The 17787-nt window shown below is 72.7% G+C and carries 15 protein-coding genes and 1 pseudogene; 3 read left to right on the forward strand and 13 right to left on the reverse strand.

Going from position 1 to position 17787, the window contains the following annotated elements:
• Nucleotides 1-301: 301 nt before the first annotated feature.
• The gene (locus ACFXB5_RS45185; RefSeq protein WP_385219727.1) at nt 302-1345 is read right to left on the reverse strand and encodes a LacI family DNA-binding transcriptional regulator; all 1044 of its coding nucleotides are present in this window, start codon (nt 1343-1345) and stop codon (nt 302-304) included.
• A 356-nt stretch (nt 1346-1701) separates the two neighbouring features.
• Between ACFXB5_RS45185 and ACFXB5_RS45190 the strand changes: the two genes are divergently transcribed.
• The 3 genes from ACFXB5_RS45190 to ACFXB5_RS45200 all read left to right on the forward strand — a co-directional run bounded on the left by ACFXB5_RS45190 (nt 1702) and on the right by ACFXB5_RS45200 (nt 4852).
• Nucleotides 1702-2079 carry an RNA polymerase sigma factor gene (locus ACFXB5_RS45190; RefSeq protein WP_385219729.1) on the forward strand — a complete coding sequence of 126 codons (378 nt, stop codon included), beginning with the start codon at nt 1702-1704 and terminating at the stop codon, nt 2077-2079.
• Nucleotides 2080-2331: 252 nt separating this feature from the next.
• The gene (locus ACFXB5_RS45195; RefSeq protein ID WP_385219731.1) at nt 2332-3531 is read left to right on the forward strand and encodes an RNA-guided endonuclease InsQ/TnpB family protein; all 1200 of its coding nucleotides are present in this window, start codon (nt 2332-2334) and stop codon (nt 3529-3531) included.
• Nucleotides 3532-3865: 334 nt separating this feature from the next.
• On the forward strand, nt 3866-4852 hold the full coding sequence (locus tag ACFXB5_RS45200) for a hypothetical protein (protein ID WP_385219733.1): 987 nt from the start codon (nt 3866-3868) through the stop codon (nt 4850-4852).
• Here ACFXB5_RS45200 and nirD read toward each other — a convergent pair.
• The 12 genes and pseudogenes from nirD to ACFXB5_RS45260 form a co-directional block, all read right to left on the reverse strand.
• On the reverse strand, nt 4835-5239 hold the full coding sequence (gene nirD / locus ACFXB5_RS45205; RefSeq protein ID WP_385219734.1) for a nitrite reductase small subunit NirD: 405 nt from the start codon (nt 5237-5239) through the stop codon (nt 4835-4837). The genes ACFXB5_RS45200 and nirD overlap by 18 nt on opposite strands.
• Complete coding sequence (gene nirB / locus ACFXB5_RS45210) at nt 5236-7866, reverse strand: nitrite reductase large subunit NirB (RefSeq protein ID WP_385219736.1); 2631 nt, start codon at nt 7864-7866, stop codon at nt 5236-5238. Before nirB ends, nirD begins: the two co-directional genes overlap by 4 nt.
• Nucleotides 7867-7868: 2 nt before the next feature.
• Nucleotides 7869-8402 (reverse strand): hypothetical protein, encoded by a 534-nt coding sequence (locus ACFXB5_RS45215; RefSeq protein ID WP_385219748.1) that lies wholly within the window; start codon nt 8400-8402, stop codon nt 7869-7871.
• Nucleotides 8403-8723: 321 nt separating this feature from the next.
• Nucleotides 8724-9719 (reverse strand): annotated as a pseudogene (locus ACFXB5_RS45220) (NAD(P)/FAD-dependent oxidoreductase); the annotation flags it as partial.
• An 81-nt stretch (nt 9720-9800) separates the two neighbouring features.
• Complete coding sequence (locus ACFXB5_RS45225; protein ID WP_385219738.1) at nt 9801-11078, reverse strand: cytochrome P450; 1278 nt, start codon at nt 11076-11078, stop codon at nt 9801-9803.
• A 41-nt stretch (nt 11079-11119) separates the two neighbouring features.
• Nucleotides 11120-12460 carry a cytochrome P450 gene (locus tag ACFXB5_RS45230; protein WP_385219740.1) on the reverse strand — a complete coding sequence of 447 codons (1341 nt, stop codon included), beginning with the start codon at nt 12458-12460 and terminating at the stop codon, nt 11120-11122.
• The gene (locus ACFXB5_RS45235; protein ID WP_385219742.1) at nt 12457-13200 is read right to left on the reverse strand and encodes an ATP/GTP-binding protein; all 744 of its coding nucleotides are present in this window, start codon (nt 13198-13200) and stop codon (nt 12457-12459) included. Before ACFXB5_RS45235 ends, ACFXB5_RS45230 begins: the two co-directional genes overlap by 4 nt.
• Nucleotides 13184-13549 carry a DUF742 domain-containing protein gene (locus tag ACFXB5_RS45240; RefSeq protein WP_020871498.1) on the reverse strand — a complete coding sequence of 122 codons (366 nt, stop codon included), beginning with the start codon at nt 13547-13549 and terminating at the stop codon, nt 13184-13186. Before ACFXB5_RS45240 ends, ACFXB5_RS45235 begins: the two co-directional genes overlap by 17 nt.
• On the reverse strand, nt 13546-13995 hold the full coding sequence (locus tag ACFXB5_RS45245; protein ID WP_121824213.1) for a roadblock/LC7 domain-containing protein: 450 nt from the start codon (nt 13993-13995) through the stop codon (nt 13546-13548). The genes ACFXB5_RS45240 and ACFXB5_RS45245 overlap by 4 nt, the downstream gene beginning before the upstream one ends.
• Nucleotides 13995-15443 carry an ATP-binding protein gene (locus tag ACFXB5_RS45250; protein WP_385219749.1) on the reverse strand — a complete coding sequence of 483 codons (1449 nt, stop codon included), beginning with the start codon at nt 15441-15443 and terminating at the stop codon, nt 13995-13997. Before ACFXB5_RS45250 ends, ACFXB5_RS45245 begins: the two co-directional genes overlap by 1 nt.
• A 104-nt stretch (nt 15444-15547) precedes the next feature.
• Nucleotides 15548-17056 (reverse strand): sensor histidine kinase, encoded by a 1509-nt coding sequence (locus tag ACFXB5_RS45255; protein ID WP_385219744.1) that lies wholly within the window; start codon nt 17054-17056, stop codon nt 15548-15550.
• A gap of 4 nt (nt 17057-17060) precedes the next feature.
• On the reverse strand, nt 17061-17738 hold the full coding sequence (locus ACFXB5_RS45260) for a response regulator transcription factor (protein WP_385219745.1): 678 nt from the start codon (nt 17736-17738) through the stop codon (nt 17061-17063).
• Nucleotides 17739-17787 lie beyond the last annotated feature (49 nt).

The following is a 17787-nucleotide window of genomic DNA, read 5'->3' on the forward strand; positions in this document are numbered from 1 at the left end:
GGGGCGGGGTGGGGTAGCAGCCCCCGGCGGGTGGGGCCTGGAGGTCCGCCTCCGGCGGGTGGGGCCTGCGGGGTTAGTCCCCGGCGGGCGGGGCCTGGGGTCCGCTCCCGGTGGGCAGGGCCTGCGGGGTTAGTCCCCGGCGGGTGGGGCTTGCGGGGTCAGCCTCCGGCGGGTGGGGCCTGGGGGTCAGTGCTGGCGGGGGGTCGGGGGCGGAGCCCCTGATTCGGGAAGGGGCGGGGTGGGGTAGCAGCCCCCGGCGGGTGGGGCCTGGGGCAGCCCCTGGGGGGCGGGGCTTGCGGGGTCAGCCCTCGGTGGGTGGGGCCGTGCTGGCTCGGATGATCAGTTGGGTGGCCAGTTCGACCCGCGGGGACTCGATCTCCTCCCCCCGCGCCTGCCGCAACACCGTACGGGCGGCCAACTTCCCCATGTCCGCGAGCGGCTGGCGGATCGTCGTCAGCGGGGGCGCCGACCAGCGGACTTCCGGAAGGTCGTCGAAGCCGATGATGCTCACGTCCTCCGGAACCCGCAGCCCCCGCCGCCGCAGCGCCTCGATCGCGCCCAGCGCCATCTGGTCGCTGGAGGCGAAGATGGCGGTCGGCGGGGTGGGGGCGGACATCAATTGGTCGCAGCCGTGGAAACCGGACTCGTGGTAGAAGTCGCCCTGCGCCACCAGCGCCGGGTCGAACGGCACGCCCGCCGCCTCCAGCGCCGCGCGGTGGCCGTCCAGCCGGGCGCGGCTGCACAGCAGCCGCGGCAGGCCGGCGATCAGGCCGATGCGGCGGTGGCCGAGGCTCAGCAGATGTTCGGTGGCGGCCATGCCGCCCGCCCAGTTGGTGGCCCCCACGGTGGGCGCGTCGAGCGCCGGTGAGCCGGCCGGGTCGACGACCACGATCGGCACGTTCAGCCGCCGCAGTTCCTCGTGGACCATCGGCTCCAGTACGGACGTCACCAGGATCACCCCGTCCGAGGCGCGGGCCCGCAGGTTCTTCAGCCACTGCCGGGCGGAGCCAGCGCGGCCGTGGATCGCCGAGACCACCGTGCCCACGCCGTCCTGGTGCGCGATCTCCTCCACGCCCCGGATGATCTCCACCGCCCAGGGGCTGTCCAGGTCGTTGAAGACCAGGTCCACCAGGGCGGCGCGATCGCCGGGCGCGCTCTGGCGGCGGCGGTAGCCGTGGAGCCGCAGCAGGTCCTCGACCCGGGCCCGGGTCTCGGGCGAGACATCCGAACGGCCGTTGACCACCCGGGAGACCGTGGGTACCGACACCCCGGCCTCCTGGGCGATGGCCGTGATCGTCACCTTGGGCCGGGCGCCGCCCTCGGTGCCCCTGCTCTCCGTAGCCATTACCGCCTCCTCCGTTGACGGGAGCCACCCCCGCCTCTTGCTTCCCGGGGACGCGCCCTCGGAACCTTGCAGAAGTCTTCCGGAAAACCGGATCAGACGTGAAGAGACGAGAGAGGGACGTCCCCATCAAGCTCCTGAGCTTACGCAGCGCCGCGGCTTACGTAGCGCCGCGGTTTACGTAGCGCCGCGGTTTACGTAGCGCCGTGGCTTACGTAGCGCCGCGGCTTACGCAGCGCCGCACGGCCCGCCTCCATCGTCCCGGGCACCTCGCCGCCCCGGAATCCCCTCTCCCCGGGGTGTAAGAAAGCGCCGCCCTCGACCACTGCATGGTGAGAGAGCCGAGATGAGGAGACGGCGTGACCGACGCCCAACGCTTTCGGGACCTTTACGAGGAGTGTCATCCCCGTGTGCTGGCCTACGCGACCGGCCTGGTGGGCCGGCAGGTCGGTGAGGACATCACCAGCGAGACCTTCACGGTCGCCTGGCGGCGGATGCGGGACATCCCCACGCCACCGCTGCCGTGGCTGCTCGGCGTGGCTCGCAATCTGACCCGCGAGCTGCGGCGCCGCGACGGCAGGCAGTACGCCCTGGCCGATCGGGAGGCCCAGCGCCTCATCACCTCCGGCGCCCAGGTCGAGGACGTGGCCGCGGGGGTGGCCGAGCGCGCGGTGGCGCTGGAAGCGCTGGCGGGGCTGTCCGCCGCCGACCGCGAACTGCTGACGCTGGTGGCCTGACACGGGCTCGGCCCGAGACGGGCAGCACGCGTCCTGGGCTGCTCCACCGCCACGTTCTCGGTGCGGCTGCACCGGGCCAGACGGCGGCTGGGGCGGGCCGTGGAGGCCGTTGGACTGTCTCGCGACCCCCGCGACACCCGCCCAAAATCGACAGTGAAGGAGCACTGACATGGCACGCGCCGCCGGGGCGATTCGGCGCCCCTCCCGACAGTCCGTCAGGGAGTCACAATTCGGTGTGCTAGTTTGTGAGTAATGCCCACTCGCGTGAAGCGGGCGTATCGGTACCGCTCCTATCCGACCGATGCGCAGGCAGTGGAGCTGTCGCGCACGTTCGGATGCGTGCGGAAGGTCTACAACATGGCGCTCGCGGCCCGTACCGAGGCGTGGACATTGCGTCAGGAGCGGGTCAACTACAACGCGACGTCCGCGATGCTGACGGCGTGGAAGAAGACCGAGGAGCTGGCCTTCCTCAACGATGTGTCCTCGGTTCCGCTCCAGCAGGCCCTGCGGCACCTCCAGGCGGCGTTCACCGCGTTCTTCGCCCAGCGGTCGAAGTACCCGCGGTTCAAGTCGCGCAAGAAGTCCCGCAAGTCCGCCGAGTACACCTCCAGCGCGTTCCGGTTCAAGGACGGGAAGCTGACGCTGGCGAAGATGGCCCAGCCGCTGGACATCGTCTGGTCCCGGCCCCTGCCGGAAGGCGCGGCGCCGTCCACGGTGACCGTTTTTCAGGACGCGGCCGGGCGCTGGTTCGTCTCGCTCCTGGTCGAGGACCCCGCCGTCCAGCCGCTTCCCGCCGGCGGCTCGGCGGTCGGTATCGACGCCGGGCTCGGCCATCTGCTCACTCTGTCCACGGGGGAGAAGATCGCCAACCCCAGGCACGAGCGGCGCGACCGCGCCCGCCTCGCCCGCGCCCAGCGCAACCTCGCCCGCAAGGCCCGGGGCGACGGCGCCAACCGGGCCAAGGCACGCCGCAAGGTCGCCAAGGTCTACGCCCGGATCACCGACCGTCGCCGTGACCATCTGCACAAGCTCACCACTCGACTCGTGCGCGAGAACCAAACGCTCGTGATCGAGGACCTCACCGTCCGGAACATGCTCAGCAACGGCAAGCTGTCCCGGGCGATCTCCGACGCGGCATGGTCGCAGTTCCGGAGCATGCTGGAGTACAAGGCCGCCTGGTACGGCCGCGAAGTGATCGCGGTCGACCGCTGGTTCCCCTCCTCCAAGCTGTGCTCCGCATGCGGCACCCTGCAAAAGAGGATGCCGCTCAGCGTCCGCACCTGGACGTGCGGCTGCGGCACGAACCACGACCGGGACGTGAACGCGGCGAAGAACCTTCTGGCCGCCGGACTGGCGGTATCGGCCTGTGGAGCCGGTGTAAGACCTCAACGGGAGTCCTCCCGGACGGGGCAGTCGGTGACGAAGCAGGAAGTCCCACGGCGCGAGCCGTAGGAATCCCTCTCGCTCGCGAGAGGGAGGAAGTCAAGGACAGAACCGCAGGACCGACCGACCCGGCCCGGAACCCGCCGGACGCGGCTGCGCACGGCGGTCGCGGTGTGCGCGGTCGCACTCGGCACGCTCGCCACCCTCGGCACCCCCGCGAACGCCGCGCCCGGCACCGCGCCCGGCACCGCGCCCAGCGCCTCGTCCGGCCCGGCGGCCCGCGCCTCGGTCCGGCCGGGCGGCCCGTGCCGACACCCCGTGGAAGCTGCGGACGCCGCTGAGCGAGACCGCCTCGCGGGAGTTCTGGGACGTCGCCGCGACCGGCGCCAAGGACGCCTGGGCGGTGGGCCGCCGGACGGATGGGGCCGACGGGCCCGCCCCCCTGATCAGGCACTGGAACGGCGGCACATGGACGGACGTACCCGCCGCACCCACCGGCGGCGAACCGGCCCAGCTGGAGAAGGTCGCCGCCGCCGCGCCCGACGACGCCTGGGCGGCCGGCAGCCTGGCCGACAACACCTCCGCGCCGATCGTGCTGCAGCACTGGGACGGCAGGAAGTGGACGAAGGTCGGCCACGCGGCCCCCGCCGAGGGGTCGCTGAGCTTCGTCGGCGACCTGGCCGCGTTCGGTACGAAGTCGGCTTGGCTGACCAGCTTCGACTGGGATCCGAACGGCGACACCCAGGTCTCCCGGCTGGAGCGCTGGAACGGCTCCGCGTGGCAGGAGGTGTCCCTCCCCGCCGCCCCCGGCGGTGGCGAGGTACAGCCCTGGGACATCACCGGCACCGGCCCGGACGACGTTTGGGTCACCGCGAGCGCCATGACCGGCGAGGTGTCCGTACCGCTGCTGTACCACTGGAACGGCAGCGGCTGGACGGTCCGCGAGGTGCCGGCCCCCGGTGAGCACCCGACCGGCTGGGTGGCCAACCACGCCGTGGCCACCGGCCGTAACTCGGTCTACGTCGTCGGGAAGACCAACGACCCGCAGTCGCCCACGGCCACCATGGCCACCCGCTGGACCGGCAGCCGCTGGCAGTCGCTCCCCGCGCTCCCATTCGGCGAGGCGAACGCCGCGGGCGCGGACGGCGCCGGGCGGCTCTGGATCGCCGGCTGGGCCCCGGGCAACCCCCACTCCGTACTGACCCGTTGGACCGGTACGGAGTGGGCGACCGAGGAGCTGCCCGCCGACGTCACCGAGCACAGCGAGATGTCCACGGTGCTCGGCGTCGCGGGCGTCCCCGGGACGAAGGGCGTGCTCGCGGCGGGGACGGCCGGCTGTGCGAGCGACCCCGTCCAGTGCGGGGTGCTGGTCTCACGCGACCTGGGCTGACACCTCGTCCGCGGCCGCCCGCGCACGGGTGGCGTACGCCTGGACGACGACCTCCTCGTCGTCCAGGCACCGCCCCGTCTCCAGGTCGAAGCGCTGCTTCAGCAGCGGGGAGGCGACGAACGGCCGCCCGCCCGCCGAGCCCAGCAGCCCACGGGAGAGGACGTACGCCCCGGTGAACGGGTCGCGGTTGGCGATCGCGTACACCCGCCCCGAGCGGTCCAGGAAGACCGCCACCTGGGCGCCGTCCGGCAGCAGGGCGGCCACCCCGCGCCCGGGGGTGAGGTCGGTCAGCTCGCAGACGGTGAACCACCGCTGGTCGACGAGGAGTTCCACGCGGACCGCGGTCCGCTCGGTGGCTGCCATCGGCGTCATGGGTGCCATGGTCATCGGCTGGCAGTCCCTTCGAGAGTACGGACGGGGAGGGTGGGGCCTGACAGGATCGTCAGGTCCGGCTTGACCTGGTCGCGCTCGGGCACGAACTTCACCGTCGGGTCGGGCGCGCCCGGCGCGTTGACGAAGGAGACGAAGCGCCGCAGCCGCTCGGGGTCGCCCAGGGTCTCGGCCCACTCGTCGCGGTAGCCGGTCACATGGTCGGCCATCATCGCCTCGAGTTCGGCGCCCAGCCCGAGCGAGTCCTCGACCACCACCTCGCGGACGTGGTCCAGGCCGCCCTCGATCCGTTCCAGCCAGGCCGAGGTGCGCTCCAGACGGTCCGCGGTGCGGATGTAGAACATCAGGAACCGGTCGATCAGCCGGATCAGCTCCTTGTCGTCCAGGTCCTGGGCGAGCAGATCGGCGTGGCGCGGATCGGCCCCGCCGTTGCCGCCCACGTACAGGTTCCAGCCGTTGGACGTGGCGATCACACCGAAGTCCTTGCCGCGCGCCTCGGCGCATTCGCGGGCACAGCCGGAGACGGCCGACTTGAGCTTGTGCGGTGAGCGCAGCCCCCGGTAGCGCAGCTCCAGGTCGATGGCCATCCGCACCGAGTCCTGCACTCCGTAGCGGCACCAGGTCTGGCCCACGCACGACTTCACGGTGCGCAGCGCCTTGCCGTACGCGTGGCCCGACTCGAAACCGGCGTCCACCAGCCGCGTCCAGATCAGCGGGAGCTGGTCCACCCGGGCGCCGAAGAGGTCGATCCGCTGACCGCCGGTGATCTTCGTATAGAGCCCGAAGTCCCGGGCCACCTCGCCGATCACGATCAGCTTCTCCGGGGTGATCTCCCCGCCCGGGATCCGGGGGACGATCGAATACGACCCGTTGCGCTGGAGATTGGCCAGGAAGTGGTCATTGGTGTCCTGGAGGGCCGCCTGCTCGCCGTCCAGGACGTAGCCGCTCGCGCCCAGGGTCGGGGCCAGCGAGGCGATGATCGAGGCCACGGCGGGCTTGCACACCTCACAGCCGTCGCCCTCCCGGGCCTCCGCCCGGCCGTGGCTGTCCAGCAGCTGGGCGTAGGTGGTGATGCGCAGGGTGCGGACGATCTCGTACAGCTCGGCGCGGGTGTACGCGAAGCAGCCGCACAGCCCCTGGTCCACGCTGACCCCGCCCGCCTCGAGCTCGTCGTTGACGAGCGAGGTGAGCGCCTTGACGCAACTGCCGCAGCCCGTACCCGCCTTGGTGCACTTCTTCACCTCCGGGACGGTGGTGCAGTGGTGGTCGCTGACGGCCGAACGGATCGCGCCCTTGGTGACGTTGTGGCAGTTGCAGATGACCGCCTCGTCCGGCAGCGCGGAGGGGCCGAGGGCGGCGGGCGCGCCAAGCCCCGCCGGGAGGACGAGCTGCTCGGGGCTCACGGGCGGCACCGAGCCGGTGAGGGGGCGCAGCATGCCGTACGACTCGGCGTCGCCGACCAGCACCCCGCCGAGGAGGGCGCCGTCGGCGCCCACCACGAGCTTCTTGTAGACGCCCGAGCGGGAGTCGGAGTAGACGACGTCCAGGCAGCCGTCCGCGGTGCCGTGGGCGTCGCCGAAGCTGGCCACGTCGACGCCGAGGAGCTTGAGCTTGGTGGAGGTGTCGGCGCCGGTGAAGCCCTCGCCGTCCGGCGTATCGGCGATCTCGCGGGCCGCCACCTCGGCCATCTCATAACCGGGCGCGACCAGCCCATACACCCGGCCGTCGGCGGCCAGCGCGCACTCGCCGATCGCGTACACCGCCGGATCGCTGGTGCGGCACGTCTCGTCCACCGCGATGCCGCCGCGCTCGCCGACGTCCAGGCCGCAGTCGCGGGCCAGCTGATCGCGGGGGCGCACGCCCGCCGAGAAGATGACGAGGTCGGTGTCGATGGACGAACCGTCGGACAGCGTCATGGCGGTGACCGCGCCGTCGCCGTCCGCCGTGATCTCCTTACCGCCGACGCCGGTATGCACGATCAGACCCATGTCCTCGACCGTGCGCCGCAGCGCGGCGCCGCCGCCCTCGTCCACCTGGATGGCCATCAGACGCGGGTTGAACTCCACGATGTGGGTGGTGAGCCCCAGCCCCTTGAGCGCACCGGCGGCCTCGAGACCGAGCAGCCCACCGCCGACGACGACGCCGGACGAGCGGTCCTTCGCGTACTCCTCGATCGCGAGCAGATCCTCGATGGTCCGGTAGACGAAACAGCCCTCGCTGTCCTTGCCGGGCACGGGCGGGACGAACGGGTACGAGCCGGTGGCCAGCACGAGCGCGTCGTAGGCGATGGTCAGCCCGGACCGGGCGGTCACGGTGCGGGCGTCGCGGTCGATGCCCTCGACCGGGTCGCCCAGATGCAACTCGATGCCGTGACGCGCCATGAAGCCGTCCTCGACGAGGGAGAGCCCGTCCGGGGTGCGCCCGGAGAAGTACGAGGTCAGCTGGACGCGGTCATAGGCGGGACGGGGCTCCTCACAGAAGACGACGACGCGGGCGGTCTCCGTGACCTTCCGCTCGGCCAGCGCTTCGAGAAACCGCTGTCCGACCATGCCGTGGCCGACGAGCACGATGGTGGGTGCGGCGTTCTCGGCGGCTTCGGCGGTTCGGGGATTCGATGCGCTCATCGTCAGGACCCTCCATCGTTGGTCAGCAGGTGGAGCAAGGGAGTGGCGGGGAGCGGCTCGTCGCTCTCCCAGGTGCGGGCGAGCGCGCCGACGGTGCCGAGATCGCCGAGAAGAATGCCCCCGAGCAGGCGGTCACCACGGACCACGACTTTGCGGTACGTGTTGCGGGTGGCGTCGGTGAGGTGAATGACGTCGTCGCCGGGGGCGGGGGTGGGGTTGCCGAAAGCGGCGAGATCGAGGGGGCCGGGGGCGGAATGCCCATCGGGTGCTGCGGTGGTGGCTGCGGGGGCCGAGTGGGGCGCTGCGGTGAGCGTTAGCCGGGTGAGCGTACGGGTGCCGTGGTACCGGGGCGGGGTCTCGCTGCCGGGTGCGGCCCGGTGGCCGGTTTGTGCCCACGCAGCGTGGTGGGCGGGGGCGGCATCCGTGTCGCGGGGCGGGGTCTCGCTGCCGGGTGCGGCCCGGTGGCCGGTTTGTGCCCACCCGTTCCTCCCCCAGCTACGGCTGGGAGGTGCCCCCTCCGCGGAACGATTGCCCACAAACCGGTCCGCAGGTGCGGGTTCCGGGGCAGAGCCCCGGTCGGGCTCGGGGGCGGAGTCCCTGGCGGGTTTGAGGGCGTGGCCCTGGTGGGGGTCTGGGACGGAGCCCGGGTGAGGGTTAGGGGCGGCGTCCCGCCGGGGTCCTGGGGCGGAGCCCCGGTCGGGGTCTGGGGCGGAGCCCCGGCTGGGTCCGAGGGCGGAGTCCTGGCTGGGGTTGGGGGCGGAGCCCTGGTGGGGGTCTGGGGCGGAGCCCCGGCGGGGGGCGGGGGCGGAGTCTTCGTGGGGGTCTTGGGGGCGGAGCCCCTGAGGTTCGGGGAGGGGCGGGGTGGGGGAGAGTAGGCCCGCCAGCACGTCCGCCTGCTCCTGCGCCGCGCCCGCCAGGCCGTACACAACCCCCGCGTGCTCCGCGCAGTCGCCGATCGCGAACACCCGCGGGTCACTCGTCCGCAGCTCGTCGTCGATCACGATCCCCCGCGCCACCTCCACCCCGGCGGCCCGCGCCAGCCCGACCCGTGGGCGGACCCCGCACGCCAGCACGACCAGGTCCGCCTCCAGGGCGTATCCGTCGGCCAGTTCGACGGCCTTCACTGAGCGCCCGCCCCCGACCTCGCCGTCCACCGCGCGCGTGCGCAGACCGCGGACGCGGCACTCCGTGTGGACCTCCACGCCCAGCGCCGCCATATGCCGCCGCAGCACCCCCGACGCGCCCGGGTCCAGCTGACGCTCCATCAGGTGCTCGCTCTGCTGCGCCAGGACCACCTGGGCGCCGCGCTGGGCCAGCGCACGCGCGGCGGAGACGCCGAGGAGGCCGCCGCCGATGACGACGGCCCGCGCCCCGGGCCGTACGGCCGCGCCGAGCGCCAGGCAGTCGTCCATGGTGCGGAAGGCGTGGACGCCGTCCGGGAGGTCTTGGCCGTCCGGTTCGAACAGGCCGCGCAGCGGCGGCAGCACCGGGTTGGAGCCGGTGGCCAGCACCAGCGCGTCGTACGGCACGCGGCGGCCGTCGTCGCACACCACCTCCGCCGTGGGGCGGTCGATGCGCACCACCCGCACCCCGCTGAGCCGCCGCACCCCGGCGGCGGGGGCGGGGAGCGCGATGATCTCCGGCGCGTACCGCCCGGCGAGGACCTCGGCGAGCAGCACCCGGTTGTACGCGGGGTGCGGCTCCTCACCGATGATCGTGACCTCGATGGAACCCGCACCCACGCCAACGGCATGTGCGGCCAGCTGCTGCGCCAGCCTCGTGCCCGCCATCCCGCCGCCGACGATCACCACCCGGCGGCAGCGCGGGCTCATCGGCTCCCTGTACGACTCCATGCCAGGAAGCCTGCGGGGCGCCTGTTACCCGACCGCATCCCCGCCGTTTCCCGTAGGCAACGCTGCCCTCAGCGCGCCCCCTCAGCCGTTGTGAGCCGCCCCGGGCGTCCCCAGCCGGATGGGGAGCCGCCGCGGGCTGTTGCCGACGAAGCTGGGGTGGGGGACCAACTCCTCGTCGGGGATCGCCAGATCCAGCGCGGGGAAGCGGGTGAAGAGGGCCTCGAGGGCGATCACGGCCTCCATGCGGGCCAGCGGGGCGCCGAGGCAGAAGTGGGCGCCGTGGCCGAAGGACAGGTGGCGTGCGCCCCGGGTGACGTCGAAGCGGCCGGCGTCCGGGCCGTACGCCCGCTCGTCGCGCCCGGCGGCGGTGTACGAGATGAGCACGGGCGCGCCCTGCGGGATGACCGCGTCCCCGACCGGGAGGTCCCTCGTGGTGTAGCGGAACGGGAAGAAGGACACCGGGCTGTCGTACCGCAGCGTCTCCTCGACCACATCGCCCCAGCTCGCGGCCCCGGAGCGGACCAGATCCAGCTGATCGCGGTGGTTGCACAGCGCCCGCACCGCGTTGGTGATCAGATTGAGCGTGGTCTCGTGCCCGGCGATGATCGTCAGCATCAGCGTGCCGATCAGCTCCTCCTCGCTGAGCCGGTCGCCGTCCTCCTCACGGACCGCGATCAGCGCGCTGGTGAGATCGTCCCCGGGGTCCTGCAGCCGGGCGGCGGCCACCTGGCCGAGGATCGCCACCATCTCGCGGTTGGCGGCCGGGACCCGGTCGGGCGCGGTCTGGGTGGAGACGATCTCGTTGGACAGCTCGTGCAGCCGGTCCTGGTAGTGGTCGTCGACGCCCAGCAGCTGGCAGATCACGCTCATGGGCAGCGGCAGCGCGAAGTGGCGGCGCAGATCGGCCACCCCGTCCGGATCGGCCGCGGCGGCCTCGCCCAGCCGCTCCAGCAGCGTGCCGGTCAGCTCGTGGACCACCGGGCGTAACGCCTCCACCCGGCGCGGGGTGAACGCCCGGGTCACCAGGGACCGCAGCCGCTTGTGGTCCTCGCCATCCGCCGTGATCATGCCGCGCACGGTGGCGAAGGTCCGCATCGGCCAGCCGGGCGGGAGCTCGTCGTTCTGCAGCGCGGCGAAGTGGCAGGCGTTCTTGGCCACGTCGGGGTGGGTGACGAAGTCCTTCAGTTCCTCGTGCCGGGTGATGGCGTACGCCGGTACGTCACCGGGCAGCAGGACCGGGACCGCGGCTCCGCGGGCCCGCAGCTCTTCGTTCACCGCGTGCTGGCGCGCCCCGGTGGGGTCCAGGCGGTGCGGTGCGGCGGGGTCGGCGTGCGGCACGGGGCATCGGCCGTCGGTCATCTGCTGTCTCCTGCGGGGGAGTCGGGGGTCGGGACCGGTGGTCAGTCGAGGGGCGTTGCCGGTGAGCCGGAGGCCGGGGCCACTGAGCCCGGGGCCGCTGAGCCCGAAGCCGAAGCCGAAGCCGAAGCCGAGCCCGAAGCCGAAGCCGAACCCGAGCCCGACGCATCGGCGGCCAGCTGCGGCGCGGAGAACCGCACCGGCAGCTTGGCCAGGCCCTTGGACCACGGCGAGGTGATCCACGGAAGCTGCTCCTCCGGCACCGCGATCTCCATATCGGGCAGCCGGTGGCGCAGCGTGTCCACGGCGGTACGGGTGATCAGCCGGGCCGGATCCCGCGCCGGGCAGCCGTGCGGGCCCGCCCCGAAGGCGAGGTACGAGCGGTTGCCGACCACCGGACGCCCGTCCTCGGGCAGCACCTCCGGGTCCGCGTTGGCGCCCGCGAGGCCCAGGATGAGCATGTCCCCGGCGCGGATGTCCTGGCCGCCGAAGCGCAGATCGCGGGTGGCGTAGCGGCCGGGGAAGTTCTGGGTGGGCGGCTGGCGCCACAGCACCAGGTCCAGGGCGTCGTCCACGGTGAGATGGCCGCGGGCCAGCGAGGAGCGGAACGCGGGGTCGGTGAGCAGGATCTGGAGCGTGGAGGCGATCCAGTTCACGGTGGTGTTGTTGCCCGCGACGATGATCACCACAAGGTTGTGCAGCACCTCCTCGTCGCTGAGCCCGACGGGGTGCTCCAGCAGCCAGGACGTCAGATCCGCGCCCGGCCGCCGCTTCTTCCCGGCGATCAGCTGGAGCAGGATCTGGCCCATCCGCTTGTTGGCGCCGGTGGCGGCCACGGTCGGGGCGACGATCGTGGTGAGCGTCTCGACCAGCCGGGCCCCGTTCTCCTCGTCGAGGCCCAGCAGTTCGGTGACGACCTGCAGCGGCAGGAGCCGCGCGTACTGTTCCACCAGATCCGCCGCGTGCTGGTCGGCGAACCCGGCGACCAGCCGCTCCGCGGTGGCCCGCACCCTGCGGATCAGCTCATGGCCGTTGACCCGCCCCAGCGCGTCGGCCACCGCCGAGCGCATCCGGCGGTGCGCCGTGCCGTCCGCGAACAGCAGCGCCGGGCGCCAGCCCACCAGCGGCATCAGCGGCGAGTCGGCCGCCACCCGGCCCTCGCGCAGCGGGGTCCAGCGGCGCGGGTCATGGGAGAAGTACTGCTCGTCGCGGGTGAGATGGAGCAGCTCACGGTGGCCGATGACCAGCCATGCCTCGACCCGGGGCGCGATCTCCACCGGGACCACCGGACCGTGGTCGCGCCGCATCCGCTCGTACAGCTCGGTCAGCGGACCGTCGAGCGCGGTCCCGTGCAGCGGCACCCGGGCGGCGGTTCGGGCGGTCACGACGCCTCCGTCAGTGTCTCGATCAGATGCGAGACGAGCGAGATCAGCGCCTGAACCGAGGACTTGTGCTCCCGGGCGTCACAGATGACCAGCGGGGTGTGCGGGAGCAGATCGAGCGCGGAGCGCAGATCGTCCTCGTTGTGCGGCGTGCTGTCCGGGAAGGCGTTGACGGCGACGGAGAACGGCACATCCAGGTCCTCCAGATGCCCGATCGCGTCGAAGGACGCCTCCAGATCGCGGGTGTCGACCAGCGCGAGCGCGCCCAGCGCACCGCGCGCCAGGTCCTTCCAGGCGGGGAGGAACCGCTGCTGGCCGGGGGTGCCGAAGAGGTACAGCACCAGCTCGCCGCCCAGGGTGATCCGCCCGAAGTCCAGCGCGACGGTGGTCGTGGTCTTCGACGGCCGCACCTTGGTGTCGAGCCGCGCCCCGGCCTGGCTCATCGTCGCCTCGGTGGAGAGCGGCTTGATCTCCGACACCGTGCCGATCAGCGTGGTCTTGCCGACGCCCATCGGGCCGACCACCAGGATCTTGGCCGCCCCGGCCACGCTGGACTCCACGTACATGACGGGGGTGTCGTCCATGTCATCCATGTCGTCCGTATCGCCCGTCTCGTCCGTCTCGCCTGTCTCGTTGGTGTGGTCTGTGCGGGTCGTGCGGTCCGCGTGGCCCGGGTGGGCCGTGTGGTCGGTCCTGGTTGCGCCGTCCGTACCGGCCATCGAGATCTCAGAGCTTGCTCTCAAGCCCATCGAGCACCTTCCTCAGCAAGTCCAAATCGGCACGTTTTCGCTTGACCACCCGGATCGGCGGACGCGCCACGATGTGCCCCCAGTCGATGAGATCCGCGAGCAGCACCTGCACCACGGCCGGTGGCTGACCGAGATGGGCGGCGACCTCCGCCACCGACAGCAGCCCCTGGCAGAAGTCGGCGATCCGCCGGTACTCGGGCTGGAGATGCGGCGGCAGCGCGCTCCCGGACGCCACGACAAGCGTTTCCAGCGGCAGAGCATCCCGTGAGGAACCGGCACGCCCCCGTGTGATCACATAGGGGCGCACCGCGGCCGTGGTGCGTTCCTCGCCGGGCTGGCTCATGACGTCGGGCGGCCCATCGGCTCCCGCGGCTGGCTGCTCAGATGGGCACCGATCTTCGCGACCAGTAACTGCATCTGCTGAGCCACCAGGCCGACATCCGCCTCCGTGTCGGTGGCCACCCCCAGTGAGGCGCCCTGACCGGCCGAGGTGAACAGCACGAACCCGCTGTCGGACTCGATCATCAGCTGCCGCACCCCGGCCTCGTCGCCGAACAGCAGCGACACCGTGGACTGGCTGGTGACCGTGAGCGCGGCACAGGCGGCGGCCAGCGACTCGGCCTCGGCCACCCCGAGCCGGGACACCTCGCCGGTCAGCCCCTCGGCGGAGTCATGGCCCATGCGCAGACCGTCCTCCGAGACGACGACGGCGTGCCGCACCCCGGGGATCCCGGTCAGCGGACGCAGCATCCATCCAACGTCGGGCAACCTGGATATGGTTCCGGCCACTACCGGCCTCCCTCTCGGTCTTCTCGGTCCGGACTCGATTCATCCTCGGGCGGTACGGCCTCCGCCTCCGCTTCCGCGCGCCCGCGGCGGGTGCCGGAGACGACGCTGGTGATGGAGGCGCGGGCGGCCTCGGGTGTCCAGGGGGCCGCCGCGGCCGGCGGGGTGGGTGCGGCGCGGGCCGCGGCGCCGGAGGCGGTGGCCGGGTCGATCACGTCGGCTGAGGGGGCGGGGGAAGCCGACGCGGCTCCGGAGGCCGGGCGGCGGCGGTTGCGGCGCCGGGGCAGCCCGGTGCCGAGGGGGGCGGGGGCATCGGGCGCGTCGGGGATGTCGGGGATGTCGTCCACGGACATGCCGTTGAGCAGGCCGCTCCCGGCGGGGTCCGCGGCGGCCGGGCCGAGCCCCGCACCGCCCGCGTCCTGGTTCACCGTGCCGACGACCACGGGCTCCACGACCACCGGCGTGTGGTCCGCCGCCCGTACGGCGCTCGTCTGCTCGGTCAGCAGCCGGTGCGGTACGAAGACCACCACCCGTGTGCCGCCGTACGCCGACGCCGTGGACAGCTCGACGCCGAAGCCCAGCTCCCGCGACCAGCGCCCCACACAGGCGAGGCCCAGCCGGGGCACCGCGCCCAGCTGGGCCAGGTCAAGACCGTCCCGCAGCTGGTCCACGGCCTTCTCCAGTACGTCCGGCGGCATTCCGAGCCCCGCGTCGTCGATCTCGATGACCGCGCCCGCGGCGACCTCGCGGATGGCGACCGCGACCTGGGTGCGGGAGGGGGAGAAGACGGTGGCGTTCTCCAGGAGTTCGGCCACCGCGTGCATCAGGCCCTCCACGGCGGGGGCCACCGCGTAGAGGGTCTGACCGCCGTGGACGTCCACCCGGCCGAACTCCACGATGCGCGACTGCGCGCCCCGCACACAGTCGAAGAGCGACACCGGCCGGGTCTCCCGCCGCGCGGGCCAGATCCCGCACATCACCAGCAGCGTCTGGGCCTTACGGGTCATCTGGGCGGCGGCGTGGTCCGCCTTCATGACCTCGCCCATCAGCCCGGCGTCCTCGACATGCTGTTCCAGGCCGTCGAGGACCTGCTGCTGCACCATCGACATGGCGTGCATATTGCGGGCCACGGACTCGAACGACGCCTGGACGGAGTCGCGCAGGATCCGCTCCCGGCGCGCCGCCTCGTCCAGATCGGTCTGTACGGCGGCCAGCCGGGCGACCTCCTCGCCGCGCTCGGCCGCCAGCGCCCGCTCTTCGGCCGCGTTGGCTCGTTCCCGCTCGGAAACGGCTCGTTCCCGCTCGATCGCCCTACGCGCCTCCGCGAGCGCGCGGCGAAGTCTGACCACCCAGGTGAGGCACAGTGATAACACCAGTACCAGCACCGCGGACGCGGCCAGCACGACGGCCCCCGTCCCCGACAGCACCTTCGACACCTCCATCTGGGACACGGCCAAGAAAGGGCAGATACTACTGACCAACTGATCAGTCTGGTCCGGTAGTTGCCAAACTCTCACGACTGGGCGGCCGTGTCCGCACCGGGGTCGGGGTTCGGCTACGCCGCCCGGGGCAGGCGCAACAGCAGGCGAGCCCCGCCCCGCGGGCTGGTGAGCACCGTAAGGGTGCCGCCGTGGGCGTGAGCGATGTCATTGGCGATGGCGAGGCCGAGACCGGTGCCGCCGTCCTGGCGGGCCCGGGCATCATCCAGCCGGGTGAACCGCTCGAAAACGCGCTCGCGGTCGCTTTCGGGGATGCCGGGGCCGTCGTCGTCCACGGCCAGCTCGACCATGCCGCCCTGGACCGCCACGGTGATCGAGACGCTGGTACGGGTGTGACGGCGGGCGTTGTCGGCGAGGTTGGTGAGCAGCCGGGACAGCTGCACCCGGCTGCCGGTCACGACGGCGGCCCGGTCCCGGCTCCCGGATTTCGTGAGACGGTCCCCGGCCGTCGGGTCCCCGGCCGTCGGCTCCCCGGCCGTCGGCTCCCCGGCAGTCGTGGGCTGGTCCATCGTCAGCGCGCCCGGGTGGCGCCGTACCTCCTCGGCCGCCAGCGCGCCGAGGTCCACCGCGGCCTTGGCCGGCGCCTCCTGCGCGTCGAGCCGGGCGAGCAGCAGCAGATCGGAGGCGACCGCCTGGAGCCGGTCGGTGTCCCGCAGCGCCTTGTGCACGGCGACCGGCCAGTCGGTGCGCGACGGGCGGGCCAGGACCAGCTCGAGCTGGGCGCGTACGGCCGCGATGGGGCTGCGCAGCTCGTGCGAGGCGTCGGCCACGAACTGCCGCTGCCGGGTCATGGCCCGGTGCAGCCGGTCCAGCGTGGCGTTCATGGTCCGGGCCAGCCGGTGGATCTCGTCCCGCGCCCGGGGCACCGGCACCCGGCGGTGCAGATCGCGCTCGGTGATCTCGGTGAACTCCTGCCGCATCGCGGCGACCGGGCGCAGCGCGCGCCCCACCAGCAGCCAGGTGAGCCCCGCCACGAACAGCACCAGACCGGCGGCCGCGGGGGCGGCCTGGCGCAGCAGCAGCCCGGTGGCGCTGTCGAGGGAGGTGGTCGAGGGGCTCACCGTCACGCTGTACGGCTGCCCGGCCTTGGCGGGTTCGGTGGGCTCGGTGGGCTCGGCGGGTTCGGTGGGCTTGGCGATTTCGGGGGGTTCGGTGGGGAGCCTCAAGAACCCGGTCGAACCCTGCGAGGCGGCGTTCGTCGGGGTCGCGGCGGTGACCGTCCGGCCGGCGGCGTCCTTGATCGTCACCGCGCTGGGGGCGACGATGTACGCCCGCTGGGGCATGACCCGGGTCTTCCCCAGCTGGCCCTTGATCGCCACGGCGGCGTTCCTGGCGTCCAGGTCGGCGCTGGCACGGAGGTTGTGCTGGAGGGCGAGCACCAGGGCCAGCATGCACAGCGCGATCGCGAAGGCCACGGTCCCGGCGGCCGCCAGCACGGCCTTGGCACGCACGCTCAACCCGGAGGTCAGGCGCGGGCGGTGGGTCCGCGTGCCCTCCGACTCCCGCTGCCCGTGCGCCATGTGCTCCGCGTCCGCGACGCGTATCGAGCCCGCTGTGTGCCCCACTGTCTCACCCTCCGTCGCGGGCCAGCAGATAGCCCGCGCCCCGTATCGTGCGGATCGACCGCCGTCCGTACGGCACATCGATCTTCCGGCGCAGACTGCGGATGTAGACCTCGACGAGATTCGCCCCGCCGTCGTACGCGGCGTCCCACACGCTCTGCACGATCTCGGACTTGGAGACCACCTGCCCGGCGCGCCGGGCGAGGTACTCCAGCACGGCGAACTCCTTGGCCGTGAGCGTGACCTCGTCCGTCCCGCGCGCGCAGGCCAGCGCCGCGGGCTCCAGCCGCAGATCGCCCAGCTCCAGCACGTCGGGCCGGTCCAGCCCGCCGCGCCGCACCAGGGCGCGCACCCGGGCGATCAGGACCACGAAGGAGAACGGCTTGGTCAGATAGTCGTCCGCGCCCACGTCGAGCCCATCGGCCTCGTCGTACTCGCCGTCCTTGGCGGTGAGCATCAGGATCGGCGTCCAGTCGCCCTCTTCGCGCAGCCGCGAGCACAGCTGATAGCCGGAGCACCCGGGGAGCATCACATCCAGCACGATCGCCGCGTACTCGCCGGACCGGGCGAGCGCCAGGCCGCTCAGCCCGTCGGCCGCCGTCTCGATGGTGAAACCCTCCTGCTCCAGACCCTCGGTGAGCAGCTCGCGGAGCCGGGCGTCATCTTCCACCACCAGTATGCGCACGCGGTCAGGATGGCACGGGCAAGCTGAGGCCCCGCTGAAACCGGTACCG

The organism is Streptomyces sp. NPDC059455, assembly GCF_042750115.1.
Classification (GTDB): Bacteria; Actinomycetota; Actinomycetes; order Streptomycetales; family Streptomycetaceae; genus Streptomyces; species Streptomyces endocoffeicus.